We start from the raw sequence: 15572 nt of genomic DNA on the forward strand, positions 1-15572 counted from the left end.
TTCACTCCTTGACGATCATCTGGCGCAGACTGGGGCGACGCGGAGCGGCCGATTCCTCCGACCACGCCGCGAGCGCGGCCACCGTCGGCAGGTCGAAGATCATGCGGATGGGTATCTCTATCCCGAGCTCGGCGCGGGCCCGGCTGATCAGCCGGGTGGCGAGCAGGGAGTGCCCCCCGAGCTCGAAGAAGCCGTCGTCGACACCGACCCGGTCCACGCCGAGCACCTCGGCGAACAGGGTGGCCAGGGTCTCCTCGCGGGTGGTGCGCGGCGCCCGGTAGGCGGCGCCGGTGTACTGCGGCTCGGGCAGCGCGGCCCGGTCCAGCTTGCCGTTCGGGGCGAGCGGCAGCCGGTCGAGGACCACGAAGGCCGCGGGCACCATGAAGTCCGGCAGCCGCTGCGAGACGAAGCCGTGCAGGTCGCTCGTCTCCAGTCCGGGGCGGAGGTCGCCGGTGGCGAGGCCGGTGGTCGTCCCGTCGCCGGTGACGGCGGGCACGACGTACGCGACCAGTTGCCTGCCCGTGCCGCCGCCGCGCCCGTCGCAGGCGAGGACGACGGCCTGTGCCACCCCGGGGTGTGCGGTGAGCGCGGCCTCGACCTCGCCGGGCTCGACACGGAAGCCGCGCACCTTGACCTGCGCGTCCGAGCGGCCCACGTACTCCAGTTGCCCGTCTTCGCCCCAGCGGGCCAGGTCACCGGTGCGGTACATGCGCGCACCGGACGGGCCGAACGGGTCGGCGACGAAGCGCTCGGCGGTCAGGCCGGCCCGGCCGTGGTAGCCGCGGCCCGTGTGCCCGCCGACGTACAGCTCGCCGACGGTGCCCGGCGGCACCGGAGCCAGGCCGGGGCCGAGGACGTAGGCCCGCATGTTGCCGAGCGGGGTGCCGACGGGCGCGCTGCCCGGCCAGTCCCGCGGGTCGCCGTCGACGGTGCAGGCGGTGGCGTAGAACGACTCGCTCTGCCCGTAGGCGTTGACGATCCGCACGCCCGGAAAGGCGTTGCGGGTCCGCTCGACGAGCGACGCGGGCAGGGCCTCGCCGGCGAAGACGACGGTCTCCACGCGGGTGCGGCCGGAGATCTCGTCGACGAGTTCCGCGAAGGCGGACGGCACGGTGGAGATGACGCTGCCGCTCCAGTCCTTCCGCTCGCCCAGCACCAGGACGTCCCGGACCACCTCGACGACGCCCCCGGTGGCGAGGGTGGTGAAGATCTCGAACGCCGAGACGTCGAAGTTGACCGACGTGCCCGCGAGGAGTCGCCCGCCCGGCGCCGCCCCCACGCGTTCGGCGAGCCGCAGCACGCCGTTGACCACGCATCCATGGGTGATGGCGACGCCCTTGGGCTTGCCCGTGGAGCCGGAGGTGTACATCACGTACGCCAACTGACCGGCATGGAGCGGTACTTCGGGCCCGGTGCCGTCGCCGGACAGGTCGAGCGTGTCGAGGAGGACGTCCGGGGCGTCGTGCTCCGGCAGCACCGCGGCCGTCGTGGACCCGGTCAGGACGAGGCACGGCCGCGCCTCGTCGAGGATGGCCGCCAGGCGGTGGCCGGGGTACCTGGGGTCGACCGGCAGATACGCGCCGCCCGCCTTCAGGACCGCGAGCAGCGCGACCACCAGGTCCGCCGACCGCGGCAGGGACACCGCGACCAACGACTCCGGGGCCACCCCGCGTGCGGTCAGTTCGCGCGCCAGGCGACCCGCCCGTGCGTCCAGTTCGCGGTACGTGAGCGACGCGCCCTCGGCGACCACCGCGGCCGCGTCCGGGGTCCGCGCCGCCTGTGCCTCGACGAGCCGGTCGATCGTGACGTCCGGCGTCGGTACGGCCGTGTCGTTGAACTCGCCGAGCAGCCGGTCTCGTTCGGCCGGGGCCAGGATGTCGACCCGCGCGGCCTGCAGCCCGGGGGTGGCCGCCAGCTGCCGCAGGACGCGCACGAGGCGCGCCGCGAACCCCTCCACCGTGTCCCGGTCGAAGACACCCCGCGCGTACTGGAGGACGAGTTGCAGGTGCGGTTCGGCCGCCGCCATCAGGGTCAGCGGGTAGTTGGTGGCCGTCGACGGGCGCAGGCCGGTGAAGGCGATCCCGTCCGCCGCCGCGGAGGCGGCGCTCAGCGCGTCCCGGTCGACCGGGTACGACTCGAAGACGACCAGCGTGTCGAAGAGGGAGGGCAGCCCGGCAGCCTGCTGGATCTCGGTGAGCCCGTAATAGTGGTGCTCCAGGAGACCGGCCTGCCGGTTCTGCAGCCGGGTGAGGACCTCGGCGAGGGTGTCGCCGGGTGCGTACGCGACGCGCACGGGAAGGGTGTTGATGAACATGCCGACGATCGAGTCGACGTCCGTCACGGCGGGCGGGCGCCCGGAGACGGTCGCGCCGAACAGCACGTCCTGGCGGCCGGTGAGCTGACCGAGCAGCAGCGCCCAGGCGCCCTGCACCAGGGTGTTGACGGTGACTCCCAACTCGGCGGCGCGCCACACCAGTTCGCGTGCCTCGTCGGCCGGGAGCGCGACGTCGAGCTGGTCGACGCCCGCCGCGCCCACGCCGTCGGATCCGGGGGCGAGCAGGGTCGGCTCCGCCACACCGTCGAGTTCGGCCGCCCACACCCGGGCGGACTCCGCCTCGTCCTGCTGCGCGCGCCAGGCGAGGAACGCGCCGAAGTCGCGGGGCGCGGGCAGCGCGGCCGCCTCGCCGTCGGAGGCGTAGAGCAGCAGCAGGTCCCGCATCAGCAGGGGCGTGGACCAGCCGTCGAGCAGCACGTGGTGGGCGGTGAGCACGAGTTCGGCGCGGCCGGGTTCGAGGACGGCGAGGGCCAGCCGGATCAGCGGCGGGTCGGCCAGGTCGAAGCGGGCGGCCCGGTCCTCGGCGAGGAACCGCTCGAACGTCCCGGTCCGCTCGGCCTCTTCGACGGCGGTCAGGTCGAGGTACCGCCAGGGCAGGGACACCGCCTGCGGCACCACCTGCACCACATCGCCGTCCGCACGGTCGACGAACCCCGCACGGAGGCCGGCATGACGCGCCAGGAGGGCCTGCGCGGCCCGGTGCATCCGCTCCGGGCCGACGTCGCCGGACAGGTGGAACACCAGCTGCATGTGGTAGGCGTCGAAGGAGGATCCGGCCAGCGCCGTGTGGAACAGCATCCCGGACTGCACCGGTGTCGTCGGCCACACCGTGGCCAGCTCGCCGAACCGGGCCTCCCAGGTGTCGATCTCGTCCTGGCCCACCTCGACCAGGGGCGCGTCGCTCGGGGTCAGTCCGCCGGCGCCCGGGGTCGTGGCGTGCCGGGCGAGGGCGGTCAGCGCCTCGACCCAGAGCCCGGCCAGCTCGGTCACCTCGGCACGGGAGAGCACTCCGGTCGGGAAGCCGAAGTAGGCGGTCAGCCCGTCGCCGGCGGCCACCGCGTTGATCTCCAGCGCCGAGAGCACCGGCATGTCCGCGTCGGGCGCGGCGATCAGCTCCCGGTGCGTGGTGTCCGGCGCCCAGCCCAGGCCGCGCAGGTCCTCGGGGATGTCCGCACCGGAGGAGCGGCCCAGGTAGTTGAACCCGATCTGCGGTGCGCGCTGCCCGCGCAGGGCGGCGGCGGTCTCCTCGTTGAGGTGGCGCAGCAGGCCGTAGCCCATGCCGTGGTCCGGCACCGCCCGCAGTTGTTCCTTGACGGCCTTGAGGGCCCGTCCGGCGGCCGCGCCCCCGGCGAACGCGTCGGCCACGTCGATGCCGGCCAGGTCCAGCCGCACCGGGTACATCGCGGTGAACCAGCCGATGGTGCCCGACAGGTCCGCGCCGGGCACCAGGTGCTCCTCCCGGCCGTGTCCTTCCAGCCGCACCAGCGTCTGGGACGCGGAAACACCCCGTGCCGCACGCCAGCGGGCCAGTGCCAGTGCCAGTGCGGCCAGCAGCCCGTCGTCGACACCGCCGCGGAACACGGCGGGCACCGTGGTCAGCAGGGTCTGCGTCACGTCCGCCGGCACCTGGACGCGCACCGTGTCCACGGTGTCCGTGACATCGCGGGCGGGGTCCAGCTCCCGCGCGCCCAGCACCGGCTCGTCCGCGAGCAGAACCTCCTGCCAGACGGGCAGCTCGGCCACCCGCTCAGGGGTTGCCGCCTCGTCGGCCAGGGCGTGCGCCCACCGGCGCAGCGAGGTGCCCACCGCAGGCCGTGCCGAGGTGAGACCGTCGCGGACACCCTGCCAGGCGGACGCCAGGTCCGGCAGCAGGATCCGCCAGGACACCCCGTCGACGACCAGGTGGTGCAGCACGATCAGCAGGCGGTCCGCGTCGGTGTCGGAGGTGAACCACACGAACTGCGCCATGACGCCCGCGTCCGGGTCGAGCCGGTCCGCGGCCGCGTCGAGTTCGGCCTGCACATCGGCGTCGCCGTAGGGGACTTCCCGGACCAGCGGGCCGGCGGCCACGCTGCCGGCCGGTGCCATCCGCAGGCCCTGCCCGGCGCGGTCGAGCCGGGACCGCAGCACGTCGTGCCGGTCCAGCACGGACTGCACCGTGGCGAGCAGGCCGGCCCGGTCGATGTCCTCGGGCAGCGTCAGCATCGCGGACATGCAGAACCGGCCGATGCCCCCGCCCAGCGCGAGCACGTGCGCGGCGGTCGGCGGCAGCGGGGCCCAGCCCACGCCGCCGCCCGGCAGCTCCGCCAGGCTCACGCGCTCGTCCTCCCCGCGGCCCTGGGCCAGTTCCGCGAGCCGGGCGACCGTACGGTGCTCGAAGACCTCCCGCGTGCTGACCCGGACACCCCGGGTCCTGGCCCGCGCGACGACCTGGATCGAACGGATGCTGTCCCCGCCGCTGGTGAAGAAGTCGTCGTCGATGCCGACCTGCCCGGCACCGAGCACGTCGGCGTACACCTCGGCGAGGATCCGCTCCGCCTCGCTGCGCGGCGCCCGGTACACGGTGCCGGCGAACTCCGGCTCGGGCAGTGCGGACCGGTCCAGCTTGCCGTTCGCGTTCAGCGGCAGCCGGTCCAGCACGACGAACTGGGCGGGCACCATGTAGTCCGGCAGCCGCTCGGCCACGAACCGGCGCAGCTCCGCGTCCGGGACACGGACGTCCGGGGCGGCGTCGCCGTGCGGGGTCCGCGCCGGTGCCACATAGCCCACGAGCCGTGCGGTGCCGGTGTGGTCCGCGTGCACGGTGACCACGGCCCGGCCGATCGCGGGATGCCGGGCGAGGACCGTCTCGATCTCGGTCGGCTCGACGCGGATGCCGTTCACCTTCACCTGCGTGTCGGCCCGTCCGGCGTACTTCAGCCGACCGTTCTCGTCCCACTGGGCCAGGTCGCCGGTGCGGTACATACGCGCGCCGGCGGGGCCGAAGGGGCTGGCGACGAACCGTTCCGCACTCGCCGCGCCGTTTCGGTGATAGCCGCGGGCGAGCAGTCCGCCGACGTACAGTTCGCCGATCACTCCCGGCGGGACCGGGGTGAGCTCCGGGCCCAGAACGTAGGCGCGCAGGTTGGCCAGGGGCCGACCGACCGGTACCGCACCGGTTCCGGGCGGCTCGTGCGGGAGCGTGTACGTGGTGGCGTAGAAGCTCTCGGTCTGCCCGTAGGCGTTGACGACGCGCACGCCGGGCAGGGTGTCGCGGACCCTGCGGACGAGATCGGCCGAGAGCGCCTCACCGGCGAGGACGACGGTTTCCACGTCGAGTTCGAGGCTGCCCGGGGTGCCGGTGCCGATCTGGTCGAGCAGCGCGGAGAACACCGAGGGCACCGCGCTGACGGTGGTGCCCGACCACCGGCCGCGTTCGCCGAGTTCGAGGACGTCACGGACGATCTCGACGCTCGCTCCGCTCGTGAGCGCCGTGAAGACCTCGAACACGGAGACGTCGAAGTTCACCGAGGTCGCGGCGAGCATCCGGGCCCCGGCCCCGGCGTGCACGGTACGGCGCAGCTCGAGCACGCCGTTGACCACGGCGGCATGGGTGACGGCGACGCCCTTGGGCGTGCCGGTCGAGCCCGAGGTGAACATCACGTAGGCCAGGTTGTCCGGGCCGATCCGGACGTCCGGGGCCGGGACGGAGGGGCCTTCGAGGCACAGGTCGTCGAGGTGGAGCAGCGGCTGCCGGCTCCTGGCGACCGTCGCCGCCGTCGCGTAGTCGGTCACGACCAGCGCCGGATCGGCGCCGGTCAGCAGGAGGTCGACGCGCGCGGCCGGATAGCCGGGGTCGATCGGCAGGTAGGCGCCGCCGGCCTTGAGCACCGCGAGCAGCGCGACGACCAGGTCCGCGGATCGCGGCAGGGCCACGGCGACCAGGACGTCCGGCCCGACCCCGCGGTCCCGCAGCACCGCGGCCAGCCGGCCCGCGCGGGCGTCCAGTTCCCGGTACGACAGCGCGGTCCGGCCGGACACCACCGCCGTCGCGTCCGGTGTACGGGTCGCCTGGACGGCGAACAGCTCCGGCAGCGTCACCCCCGGCACCGGCGCCGCCGTCTCGTTCAGCCCCGCCAGCAGGTCCCGCTCGGCCTCGCTGAGCACGTCCACCCCGCCGAGCCGCGTGCCGGGATCGGCGGTCACCTGCCGCAGTACGCGCACATAGCGGTCGGCGAGGCGCTCGGCCGTGGAGTGGTCGAACAGTTGCGTCGCGTACTCCAGGCGGCCGTACGCACCCCCGGACGGGGCCGGGACGATGTTGAAGAACAGGTCGAACTTCGCGGTACCGGTACCGGCCGGGACGGGCGTGATCCGCAGACCCGGTGTCTCGATCCGCGACCACTCGAACTGCCAGGCCAGCATGGTCTGGAACAGCGGCTGGTACGAGGTGGTGCGGTCCGGGCCGAGCAGCTCCACCAGGCGCTCGAACGGAACGTCCTGGTTGTCGTAGGCGGCGAGGGCCCGGTCCCGCACCTGCTCCAGCAGGCCGCCGAACGAGGGGTTCCCGGACAGGTCGACGCGCAGCACCCAGGTGTTGGCGAAGAACCCGATCAGATCGTCGAGCTGCTCGTCGGCGCGGCCCTCGATGGGGCTGCCGATCGTCAGGTCGTTGCCGGCTCCGACGTGGTGCAGGAGCACCGCGAGCGCGGCCTGGGCGACCATGGGCGGCGTGCCGCCGTGCTCCGCGGCCAGCTTCCCGATCCCGGCGAGCAGTTCCGCGTCCAGTTCGAAGTCGACATGGCCGCCACGGTGGTCGGCGGCCGTCGGCCGTGGTCTGTCCAGCGGCAGCTGCACCGGCTGCGGGACACCGGCGAGTTCGGTGCGCCAGTGGTCCAGCTGTGCCGCGGCGATGCTCTCCGGGTCCTCCTCGTCGCCCAGCAGCTGCCGCTGCCACAGCGTGTAGTCCTTGTACTGCACCGGGAGCGGCGCCCACTGCGGTGCGCTCCCTCGGTGGCGGGCCGCGTACGCCGCCAGCAGATCCCGGAGGAACGGCGCCATCGACGCACCGTCCGCGGCGATGTGGTGGAACACGAACACCAGCACGTGCTCCTGCGGGGAGACCCGGAGCACGGTGGTCCGCAGGGGGAGTTCCGTGTCCAGGTCGAAGCCCTCGCACGCGGCCTCGTGCAGCGCGGCGGCCACCGCGTCCGCGGTCACGTCGGCCACCCGGAAGAGCGGGACCGCCTCCTGCGGGGGCAGGATCCGCTGCTCCGGTGTGCCGTCCGCGTGCTCGGCGACCAGGGTGCGCAGGCTCTCGTGCCGCGTGACGACATCGCTGACCGCCGCGGCCAGGGCCGCCGTGTCCAGCGGCCCGTCCAGGCGCAGCACGAACGGGATGTTGTAGGTCGCGGACGGACCCTCCAGCCGGTGCAGGAACCACAGCCGGCGCTGGGCGAAGGACAACGGGATCATCGACGCACTCCTACACGTTCATCGGGCGCAGCTGGGGGCGGTTCGACGTGGCCGGCTTCCCGATCCGGGCCGCCAGCTGGGCGACGGTGGGATTGCGGAACACTGTCGTGACTTTCACGTCGGCGTTGAGCTCGTTGCGTATGCGGCCGACAAGCCGGGTGGCCAGCAGCGAATGCCCGCCGTGGCCGAAGAAGTCGACGTCGATGCCGACCTCCGGCACGCCGAGCAGTTCGGCGAACAGCCGGCACAGGACTTCCTCCTCGGGGTTGCGCGGCCCTCGTCCGGCCGCGGCCTCGGTGCGGTCGGGTGCGGGCAGCGCGCCCCGGTCGAGCTTCCCGCTCGGTGTCGTGGGCAACGCGGCGAGCGGCACGATCGCCGAGGGAACCATGTACTCCGGCAGGTGTTCGCGCACCAGGTCCGTCAGGGCGGTGAGGTCCGGCGCGGCCGGGTCCGCCGTGCCGCCCGCCGGCACCACGTACGCGACCAGACGCTGGTCGTCGGCGCGGTCCTCGCGCACCACGGCCACCGCGCTGTCGATGTCCGGATGCGTGGTCAGCACCTGCTCGATCTCCCCGAGTTCGATGCGGAACCCGCGGACCTTGACCTGGAAGTCGGACCGCCCGAGGTACTCGACCTGGTCGTCCTGGTTCCACCGCACGACGTCGCCGGTGCGGTACATCCGGGTTCCCGGCTCGCCGAAGGGGCAGGCGACGAACCGGTTCGCGGTCAGCCCCGGCTGCCCCAGGTAGCCCCGGGCGAGCCCGGTGCCGGCCAGGTACAGCTCGCCGGCGACGCCGGGCGCGACCGGACGCAGCGCCGCGTCCAGCACGTACACCTGGGTGTTCCACACCGGTGCGCCGATCGGCACCCGGTCCGCGCCCGGCACGTGCTGCCACACCGTGACCTCCACCGATGCCTCGGTGGGCCCGTAGAGATTGTGCACCCCGCAGGCCGGCAGCACGTCGACGGCCCGGTCGGCCAGCGCCGGGGGGAACGCCTCGCCCGCGACCTCGATCCAGCGCAGGCTGTCGCATTCCTTGGCCGTGGGCTCGGCGACGAACGCCTCCAGCAGGGAGGGCACGAAGTCGGCGCCGGTCACCCGCTCGCGCCGGATCAGGCCGGCGAGGTAGGCCGGGTCCCGGCGCCCGTCCGGACGTGCGACGACCACGGCGGCCCCGGCGTGCAGCGGCGCGAACAGCTCCGGCACCGACACGTCGAAGCTCGCCGTCGTGCTCAGCAGCACCCGGTCCTCGTCACCGACGTCGAAGTGCGCCAGACCCCAGGCCAGCCGGTTCATGATCGAACGGTGCGCCACCTGCACGCCTTTGGGGCCCCCGGTGGAGCCCGAGGTGTAGATGACGTACGCGGCGTTGTCCGGCGACAGGGCGCGCTCCGGGTTCCCCGCCGGGTACCCGGACACGTCCGGCAGTGTCTCGTCGAGCACCAGCAGCGGCGTCGCGCTGTCCAGCACGTGCCGTACCCGGTCCGCGGGCAGCTCGGGGTCGATGGGCAGATAGGCCGCGCCGGCCTTCACCACGGCGTAGATCGCCACCATGAGGTCGACGGAACGCGGGATGCGCACCGCGACGAGCCGCTCGGGGCCCGCGCCCCGCTCGACCAGCCAGTGAGCCAGCCGGTTGGCACGCCGGTTGAACTCCCCGTAGGTCAGCGTCTCCTGCTCGCCGATCACTGCCACACGGTCGGGGTCACGCTCCACCTGGGCCTCGAACGCGCCCGGCAGGGTGTCCGCGGGCACCGGGTGCGCCGTGTCGTTGACGCCCCGCACCAGCCGGTCCCGCTCCGGCACCGACAGCACCTCCATGGCGCCGACGGGCGTCGCCGGGTCGTCGAGCACCTGCTCCAGCACCCGGACGAGCCGGGCGGCGATGGTCTCGGCCGCGTCGCGGTCGAAGAGGTCCCGCTGGTAGTCGAGGGAGAGCCGCAGATAGGGGTCGGAGGAGTTGAGGGTGAGCGGGTAGTGCGAGCCCGCGAACGGCCGGATGGCGTCGATCGTGAAGCCGGCCGAGGCGTTCGCCTCGACGATGCCGTCGCGGTCGATCGGGTAGTTCTCGAACACGACGATCGTGTCGAACAGGGCGGGCAGCCCGACGCCGCGCTGGATGTCGGCCAGCCCGTAGTAGTGGTGGTCGAGCAGGGTGATCTGGCGGTTCTGCAGCTCGGTGATGACGTCGCCCACGCTGTGGTCCGGCCGGCAGAACACCCTGGTCGGCAGGGTGTTGACGAACAGGCCGACCATCTCGTCGGAGCCGGGCAGGTCCGCCGGGCGGCCGTTGACGGCGGCGCCGAACACCACGTCCTGACTGCCGGTCAGCTTCGAGAGCAGGATCGCCCACGCGCCCTGCAGGAGCGTGTTCAGGGTGACCCCGAGTTCCGCGGCGCGCCGGGCGAGTTCCCGCCCCTGGTCGATCGACAGCGGTACCTCGACCCGCCCGAGGGAGGACGCCTCCCCCTGGGAGGCGCGCTCCGCGGCCATGAGGGTCGGCTGGTCGAAACCGGCGAACTCGGCCTTCCACCGGGCGGCCGACACCTCCCGGTCCCGCGTGGCCAGCCAGGCCAGGTAGTCGCCGTAGCCGCGGACCGGAGCGAGGTCGCGGGTCCCGGCGTAGAGCCGGACCAGGTCCTTGATCACCAGCGGCGACGACCAGCCGTCGAAGAGGGTGTGGTGCGCCGTGATGACGAGTTTCGCCTGCCGCGGCCCGCAGGTGAGCAGGGCCAGGCGGAGCAACGGCGGGCGGACGGGGTCGAGTTGGTCGGCCCGGTCGTCGGCGAGGGCACGGTCGAGTGCCGCGTCCTGTTCGGCTTCGCTGCGGCCGGTCAGGTCGAGGTGCCGCCAGGGCAGGGCGACGTGTTCGGCCACGATCTGCACCGGATCGCCGCCGGCCGCGGTGAGGAACGCGGAGCGCAGGTTCGGATACCGCTCCAGGAGCGCCTGCCCGGCGGCCCGCATGCGCGCCGGGTCGACGTGTCCGGACAGGTGCAGCACGAACTGCATGTGGTAGACGTCGAAGGCGCCGTCGGCGAGCGCGGCCTGGAACTGGATGCCGGACTGGCCCGGGGCCTGCGGCCACACCTCGACCAGCCTGCCGTACTCCTCCTCCCAGACCTCGATCTCGTCCTGGCGCACCCGGACCAGCGGGGCGTCGGAGGGCGTGAGCCCGCCGGTTCGCGGGTGCGCGGCGTGTACGGCCATGCCGTGCAGCACCTCGACCCACAGCTCGGCCAGTTCGGCGGCCCGCTCGCGGGACAGCAGCCCGGTGGGGAACATGAACGCGGCCTGCAACCGGGTGCCGTCGGCGGTGTCCAGGGCGACCGAGTTGACCTCCAGCGCGGACAGCGCGGGCAGGTCCGGGTCGGGCGCCGGGATCAGCTCGGCGGTCCAGGGCGCCGGTCCCCACCCGTGCGCGCGCAGCTGCTCGGGGACGTCGCTGGCGGAGATCCGGCCGAGGTAGTTGAACCCGATCTGCGGCACCGGGTACTCGGCCAGCTGCGGGCCGGTCTCCGGGTTCAGCCAGCGCAGCAGCCCGTATCCCAGGCCCTTGTCCGGAACCCCGCGCAGCTGCTCCTTGACCAGCTTGACCGCCTGGCCGGCCGCGGGGCCGCCGGCCAGCACGTCGGCCAGGTCCACCCCCCGCACGTCGATGCGGGCCGGGTACATGCTGGTGAACCAGCCGATGGTCCGGGAGAGATCGGCCCCGGGGACGACGTCCTCCTCTCGGCCGTGTCCCTCCAGCCGGACCAGGGTCGAGGAGTCGGCACCGCGCCAGCGGTCGACCGCCAGGGCGAGCGCGGCGAGCAGGACATCGGTCCCGGTGCCCCTGAACGCCGCGGGAAGCCTGGTCAGCACCGCCTCGGTGACCTCGGCGGACAGCTCCACCCGCACGGTGTCGAGCGTGGACATCACATCCACCGCGGGGTCGAACGCCCTGCTGCCCAGCGGGGGGTTCGGCGCCTCGAGCAGGTCGCGCCAGTACGTCAGTTCCGCTTCCCGCTCCGGGGAGAGCGCCTCGCTCGACAGCGCCGACGCCCACCGGCGGGCCGAGGTGCCGACCGCGGGCAGCTCGGGCGACCGTCCGGAGCGCACCCGCTGCCACGCCTCGGCGAGGTCCGACATGAGGATGCGCCAGGAGACGCCGTCCACCACCAGGTGGTGCAGCACCACGAGCAGCCGGCCCGCGCCCGACTCGGCGGCGAACCAGACGAAGTCCGCCATGGTCCCGGCCTCCGGGTCGAGTCGGCCGACCGAGGCGTCGAGCTCGGCCCCGGCCGCCCGCAGCGCGGCCGGCTCGTCCCACCGGCCGTCGCAGTCGACGCGGTGGATCAGGTCCGACGCCCGCACGGCGCCCCGCTCACGCACCACGAGGGAGGGCTCGTCACCGCGCACCAGCCGCGCGCGCAGGAGGTCGTGCCGGTCGAACACGGCGTCCAGCGTCGCCGCGAGGCCGCTCGCGTCGATGCCCGTGGGCAACTCCAGGACCATGGACATGGCGAACCGGTCCGTGCCGCCGCCGTGCTCGAACACATGCCGCGCCACCGGCTGCAGCGGCATCGGACCGACGCCGCCGCCCGCCGGCTCGGCGAGCACGGGCACCCGGTCCTTGCGGGCGGAGGCCACCTCGGCGAGACGGGCCGCCGTGCGGCACTCGAAGATCTCCCGTGTGCCGAGCTCCAGGCCCCGGGCCCGGGAGCGCGCCACCACCTGGATCGAGCGCAGGCTGTCCCCGCCCACCGCGAAGAAGTCGTCGTCGACACCGACCCGGTCGACACCGAGCACGTCCGCGTACGCCGCGGTGATGATCCGCTCTGCCTCGGTGCGCGGCTCGCGGTAGGCACCGCCCAGGAACTCCGGCTCGGGCAGCGCCTTGCGGTCCAGCTTGCCGGTCGGGCCGAGCGGCAGCCGGCCGAGGGCCACGAAGGCCGACGGCACCATGTAGTCGGGCAGCCGCGCCGCGACGAACGTGCGCAACTCGGCGGCGGAGGCGCCGGACTGCACATCCACGTCGCCGATACCGCCGGCGCCGTCGTCACCGACGGCCCCCTCGCCGGTGTGCACCACGTACGCGACGAGCCGCCGCCCGCCCGAGGGCACCTCCCGGCTGATCACCACGGCCTCGCTGATCCCGGGGTGCTGTGTGATCGCCCCTTCGACCTCGGCCGTCTCGATGCGGAAGCCGCGCACCTTCACCTGGCCGTCGCCGCGGCCGACGCACTCCAGCAGCCCCCGCGCGTTCCAGCGGGCCAGGTCGCCGGTGCGGTACATCCGCTCGCCCGCGGGGCCGAACGGGTTCGCCACGAAGCGCTCGGCGGTCAGGCCCGGCCGGTCGTGGTAGCCGCGGCCGAGGCAGGTCCCGGCCACGTACAGCTCACCGACCACGCCCTGCGGCACCGGGGCGAGTCCCGGGCCCAGCACGTAGGCTCGCATGTTTCCCAGCGGGGTGCCGATGGGCGCGACGTCGCCGTCCGCCCATTCCTCGGACGCCGCGAGGGAGAACGCGGTGGCGTAGAAACTCTCGCTCTGTCCATAGGAGTTGACGATCCGCGCGCCGGGCAGGGCCTCGCGCAGCTGCCGCACCAGCCGGGCCGGGAGCACGTCGCCCGCGAGCACGACCGTGCGCACGTCGGGCGCCTTGCCCAGGTGGCCCGCCAGTTCCCCGAGCACCGAGGGGACCCCGCTGATCACCTGGCCGTCCCAGTGCTCCCGCTCGCCGAGCGCCAGCGCGTTCGGCACCAGCTCGGCCGTGCCGCCGGTGGACAGGGTGGTCAGCAGCTCGAAGACCGAGACGTCGAAGTTCACGGAGGTGCCGGCCAGCATCCGCCATCCGGGCGGCGTGTCGAGGACGCGCGCCAGTTCGCGCACTCCGTTGACGACGCTCCGATGGGTGATCGCCGCGCCCTTCGGCCGGCCCGTGGAGCCGGACGTGTACATCACGTAGGCCAGGTTGTCCGGACGGAGCGACGCGGCGCGGCCGGTGTCGCCCGGCGTCCCCTCGGGCGCACCCCACGCGGCGCGGTGGTCGAGGTTGACGCACGCCATGTCGTGTTGCGGCAGGTCCCCCCATGTCGCGGTGTCGGTGACCACGAAGCGCGGGCGTGCCTCGGACAGCACGCTCTGTGCCCGTCCGGCGAGATACCGCGGGTCCAACGGCAGGTATCCGGCGCCGGACTTGAGGATCCCCAGCAGGCCGACGACCAGGTCCTGCGTGCGCGGCAGCGCCAGCACCACCAGGTCCTCCGGTCCGGCGCCGCGCCGGACCAGCTCCCCCGCGACGCCGTTCGCCCGGTCGTCGAGCTCGCGATAGGTCAGGGTGCGGCCGTCGCACACGAGCGCCGGGGCGTCCGGGGTCCTGGCCACCTGGCTCTCGAAGAGCTCCGGGACCGTCAGGTCGGGCAGCGCCGTGGCGGTGTCGTTGAACCGCGTGAGGAGCCGGTCGCGTTCGGCCTCGTCGAGCACGTCGATGCCGCCGACGCCGCGCCGCGGGTCGGCCACGAGCCGGCCCAGCACCTGCACGAAGCGCTGCGCGAGGCCCTCGACGGTGTCCCTGTCGAACAGGTCGGTGGCGTACTCCAGGCGGACTCCCGCGCCGCCCGAGCCGTCCGGGATCATATTGAAGAACAGGTCGAACTTGGCCGTTCTGGTCTCCAGCGTCTCGGCCTCGACGTCGAGCCCGGCGAACTCCAGCTCGCCCAGCGGCTCCTGCCAGGCGAGCATCACCTGGAAGAACGGGTGGTAGGCGGTGGAGCGGTCCGGGTTCAGCAGCTCCACCAGCCGCTCGAACGGCATGTCCTGGTGGTCGTAGGCACCGAGCGACCGGTCCCGTACCCGCTCCAGCAGCCGCAGGAAGCTCGGGTTGCCGGAGAGGTCGACGCGCAGCACCCAGGTGTTGACGAAGAACCCGACGAGGTCCCGCAGCTCCTCGTCGGTGCGGCCCGCGATGGGCGCGCCGATGGTCACGTCGTCGCCGCACCCGAGGTGGTGCAGGAGCACCGCGAGCGCCGAGTGCATGACCATCGACACGGTGATGTCCTGTGCCGCGGCCAGCTTCTCCACCGCCCCGAGCAGGTCCGGGGCGATCGGGAACCGGACCAGGTCGCCGCGGGAGCTCATGGTCCTCGGGCGCGGGCGGTCCGTGGGCAGCGCCAGCGGCTGCGTCAGATCGGCCAAGGTCTCGCGCCAGTACGCCAGTTGCCGGGCGGCCAGGCTGTCCGGGTCGGACTCGTCGCCGAGCACGTCCTGCTGCCACAGCGTGTAGTCCGCGTACTGCACCGGGAGCGGCTCCCACACCGGGGCCCCGCCCTGCCTGCGCGCCGAGTACGCGGTGCTGAGATCGCGGAGCAGCGGCCCGAGGGACTCCCCGTCCAGCGCGATGTGGTGCACCACCAGCACCAGGGTGTGCTCGCGCGGTCCGCACCGCAGCAGCCTGGCGCGGATCGGCGCGTCGGCGGCCAGGTCGAAGGTCTGCCTGGCCGTCTCGTCGACCGCCGCCGCCCGCTGCTCCGGCGCGACCTCGACGACCGGCAGCACGAACGGCTTGTCCCCGGACGGCAGCACCTGCTGGTGCGGGACGCCGTCGTCGTCCTCGACGATCACCGTGCGCAGCACCTCGTGCCGGTCGATGACATCGCGGAACGCGGCCTGCAGCGCGCCCACGCCCAGCTCACCGGTCAGCCGCAGGGCGAACGCGCCGTTGTAGGTCGGCGAAGGGCCTTCGAACCGGTCCACGAACCACAGCCGACGCTGCGCGAACGACAACGGGATCATTGTGTC

2 protein-coding genes are annotated in these 15572 nt (G+C 73.6%); both read right to left on the minus strand.

The window, feature by feature from the left end:
• Nucleotide 1: 1 nt before the first annotated feature.
• Nucleotides 2-7789 (minus strand): non-ribosomal peptide synthetase, encoded by a 7788-nt coding sequence (locus BIV23_RS13515; RefSeq protein ID WP_071381058.1) that lies wholly within the window; start codon nucleotides 7787-7789, stop codon nucleotides 2-4.
• A 10-nt stretch (nucleotides 7790-7799) separates the two neighbouring features.
• The gene (locus BIV23_RS13520) at nucleotides 7800-15566 is read right to left on the minus strand and encodes a non-ribosomal peptide synthetase (protein WP_071381059.1); all 7767 of its coding nucleotides are present in this window, start codon (nucleotides 15564-15566) and stop codon (nucleotides 7800-7802) included.
• Nucleotides 15567-15572 lie beyond the last annotated feature (6 nt).

The organism is Streptomyces monashensis, assembly GCF_001866665.1.
In the GTDB taxonomy this organism is placed as follows: Bacteria; Actinomycetota; Actinomycetes; order Streptomycetales; family Streptomycetaceae; genus Streptomyces; species Streptomyces monashensis.

What these genes read in the sequence shown, in the direction of transcription:
- BIV23_RS13515 (WP_071381058.1), bottom strand. Translation starts at nt 7,789, where the DNA reads ATGATCCCGTTGTCCTTCGCCCAGCGCCGGCTGTGGTTCCTGCACCGG.
- BIV23_RS13520 (WP_071381059.1), bottom strand. Translation starts at nt 15,566, where the DNA reads ATGATCCCGTTGTCGTTCGCGCAGCGTCGGCTGTGGTTCGTGGACCGG.